Source organism: Bacillus sp. JJ1609 (assembly GCF_036967045.1).
Taxonomy (GTDB): domain Bacteria; phylum Bacillota; class Bacilli; order Bacillales; family Cytobacillaceae; genus Mesobacillus.
This window is the reverse complement of the sequence record NZ_JBALSS010000022.1, coordinates 1-3393: the sequence shown is the minus strand read 5'-3', so window position 1 is coordinate 3393 and position 3393 is coordinate 1. Positions and strand designations below refer to the sequence as shown.

Below are 3393 nucleotides of genomic sequence, written 5' to 3'. Positions count from 1 at the left end.
ACTTTGGTGCTGGCCCCTTTCTTTTATTTCAATCTTATTTTTTAAATCTTATTTTTCTTTTATTTCTTTCTTCAATTTCCCGTTTTTTATTGCTGAATTTGCAGTGCTCTGTACAGGAATAGTGCGTATTGGATACGGGTGACGGTGTCGGCTGGTTTGTATAGTGTGCCGTACCCTTCTGTGATTTTGTTTGCGTACAGGCTTGATATCGCATTGTAGGCAAAGCTTTGCTCAGGAACATCAGTAAATGGTGTTTCTGCTGAGCCTTGCAGTTTGAAACCTTTTTGCAGGATGACGGCCATTTCTGCCCTTGTCAGTGGTGCGTTCGGGTCAAACAAAGTTCCGTTTTGCTTACCGGAGATGATTCCTGCATTTGTGATTGCCGCGACTTCTTTATAGAAACGGTATGTCTTCGGAATATCAATAAAGTTTACATCCTGGATGTTTGCAGTATCCAAGTTTAACGAACGGACGAGCAAAAGAGCTGCATCGATACGCTTCAATGTATTCGCAGGCCTGTATGTCCCATCGGCGTAGCCTGCAATAACTTCACGATCATATAAATACTTGATGATGGAGAAATACTTATTCGTACTTGGAATATCAGTAAACGGTGAATCTTCATTTTTCACAGTGATTGGAATCTGTTTTGTCAAACTGCCATATGTCGCAGTAATGACGCCATCGCCAACTTTAGTTGTTTTTAAAGTAGTGCCTTCAAAGGATCCCATTGTGCTCGAAAGCTTTAATTTTGCAGGGTCCTTTGCCAGTGGATTGTAAAATTGGTCCAGCACATATTTTAACGAAACGGATATGGTTGAACCTACAGTAACAGAAGAGCCTGACAGGCTAACGCCAAAGCTCGATTCCTGACCTAGAGGCGCGGTGCTGATCGCCTGCAGCGTTGTGGAGACTGGCCTTTCCCATCCATCAGATGGCTTGTTGATCAGAGAGGCCATGTCATTGCCGTACTTGCGCGCTAGCATTGTCGTGGAACCACCGCCATCAAGATTAAGTGCTTTATAGGCTCCAAGTTTCACAAGATATTGCGCAAATTCAGTTAGGTTCATACCCTTGCTATATCCTTCTGCCCTGCCATCCACCGTGACCATGAAAACCTTCGTCATTGTACGGTCAACGGCAATCGCTGTACGCGGTGCACGTTCTCTAGCGCGTGAACTGTTAGGATCGATGCTCAACGAAACTGCACCATTATCGACTAGACGTGGACCGCTCGCAAGTATGTATTTAGATCCCTTCCACTTATCATCAATATTAATGGAGATTTGAACCTGTTCTCCAATTTTCATATTCTTTAAGAATTCCATAGGAGTGCCATGGGCAGACAGGACGAAGCCATCGGCAGGAATTTGCGAATTCGTTGTCGTTCCATATGGTCGGATCGCGCTTACCGTACCAGTAATCACGTCGCCGAAAGCCAAATTCTTATTTTTCGATGCTCCTGTAAAAATAACCTCATAGCCGTATTGGTTCGTATTAGTATAGCCATCCATATAGTCAGGAGTAAATAAAATTAAATTGTCATTGTTCCTGATTTTATTCATGCTCGTAATATCAGTTACAGTTCCATTATGTTCAGCGGCGAGGTCAAGGTCGAAATACTCGATTTGTGCCTTGCCATTCGCATCAATTCCGAATGCAATCGGTTCATTTACATACTGGTCACGCCCGGAAGCAATGATTCCTGAGTTTACTAAAATATCATTTTTAGCAATTAAATACATAGGAAGCTTTGTATTTGTGTCGAAAAAAGACCCATTAATAGCCCCTACTACTCTATTGCCTGCACGATGGACAGCTTTTGCCTGGGCAGTCGTTCCGGAAATTTTCCCTATTTCAGGAACGGAAAGATCCAGCCTTGTATAAGGATCCTGAAGATTAACCTCTAGCACTTTGATTGATTGGTCATAGCTATTGATTACTTCCCGGTTTTCTTTGTAATTAACACCGGATGACACTGGAAATTGCTCATATGTACTCGCAAATCCCGCCTGTACCGCAACTGACTGAAGGACCAGAAGACTTATGGCTAATGTAACAACTACCTTCTTTGCAAATTTCAACTTTTTTCCCCCTATATGTAATCTACCATTATCTGTATCTACCAAAATATTTTTACCACATTAAACAAATTTTGTCGAATGACGAAAGAAGGATAGAACTAGTTATTTTTACATAATAACCCTGATTTTTACCAGTTTCTTAGGTTGTAAAAAACCTTAAATTACCAATATATTTATCTCTAAATTATCTGTAAAATTTAGCTGATTACTAGAATGAGGGGGAAAATGAATGAAGAAAGTGTTTGCATTCTTGCTTACTTTTACCGTGTTGTTCAGTTCGCTAGGTTCTTTTGCTTCAGCTTCTACGACGTTTAAAGATATAGATTCGTCGCCAATGAAGTTTTACATAGAAGAGCTTGCGAAAAACAATGTGATTTCGGGATATGCTGATGGAACCTTCCGACCAAAAGAAAAATTGACCCGCGCCCAATTTGCCAAAATGCTGGCCCTGGCTATGGAGCTTCCTTTGGATGCCAAAGCAGCTGCACAATTTACGGATTTGGCTGACTGGTCAAGACCATTTGTAGGGGCGCTTTTAAAAGCGGATATTACATACGGGAAATCGAAGACTTTATTCGGCTCAAACGCGTTGATTACTCGCCAGGAAATGGCGGTCATGTTCGTGAGGGCAATGGGACTTGAGGAATACGTGGGGCTATTGGAATACGACCCAGGCTTTTCTGATTTTGATAAGGTTTCGAGCTGGGCACAGCCGCATGTAGCCTTTTTGTATGACATTGGTTTTATAGAAGGAAATGGGGAGTACTATTTCCCTCAGGACCCAACAACACGAGAAGCGTTCGCTAAATTGACTTACCGCTTCAAGATGCAAGAGAATTTATACTTTGAACGCGCTCTGAACCGCATCATCCTTGAGATGGTGGAAGAAGCGGTTGACGTTACTTTGATTGACGATGAAACAATCGAAGTGACCTATGATGATGGCGAAGTTGTGGAATATGAGATTAGCTACTATCTTCAAGGATTGTACATGAGTTACCATTACGAATCGTTAGCTTACCTCGATGGATTCATGTGGCAGCAAATGACTTCTGCCGAAAAGAAAGAAATCATCATGTTCTCGATCAGCTATTGGGACAGCGAATACAGCGATTACATCCTGAAGAAAACACCAGAACAAGCCTACTCCATCCTGCTCAACAGGCTGAATAACTACTATGTCAATAGCACTAACAATAAAGACGACGTTCTGAAGATGCTCGTCATGACAGCCAACGACACATACACGATAGAATACGTTGGCGGAGAATAAGTGGTAATACTTTAGTACACTACCGCATTGGGGGTC

Annotated in this window: 2 protein-coding genes; one reads left to right on the top strand and one right to left on the bottom strand. The window is 42.1% G+C overall.

The annotated features are described in order from the left end of the window. Window positions 1–86 precede the first annotated feature (86 nt). A complete protein-coding gene (locus tag V7654_RS16375; RefSeq protein ID WP_335431704.1) occupies window positions 87–2084 on the bottom strand; it encodes a phosphodiester glycosidase family protein in 1998 nt (665 codons plus the stop codon). Window positions 2085–2313: 229 nt separating this feature from the next. Between V7654_RS16375 and V7654_RS16370 the strand changes: the two genes are divergently transcribed. Further along, window positions 2314–3357, top strand: a complete 1044-nt coding sequence (locus V7654_RS16370) for an S-layer homology domain-containing protein (protein ID WP_335431703.1) — start codon at window positions 2314–2316, stop codon at window positions 3355–3357. Window positions 3358–3393 lie beyond the last annotated feature (36 nt).

Excerpts from the sequence above, each read along its gene's own strand:
- V7654_RS16370 (WP_335431703.1), top strand. The coding sequence starts at position 2,314 with ATGAAGAAAGTGTTTGCATTCTTGCTTACTTTTACCGTGTTGTTCAGT.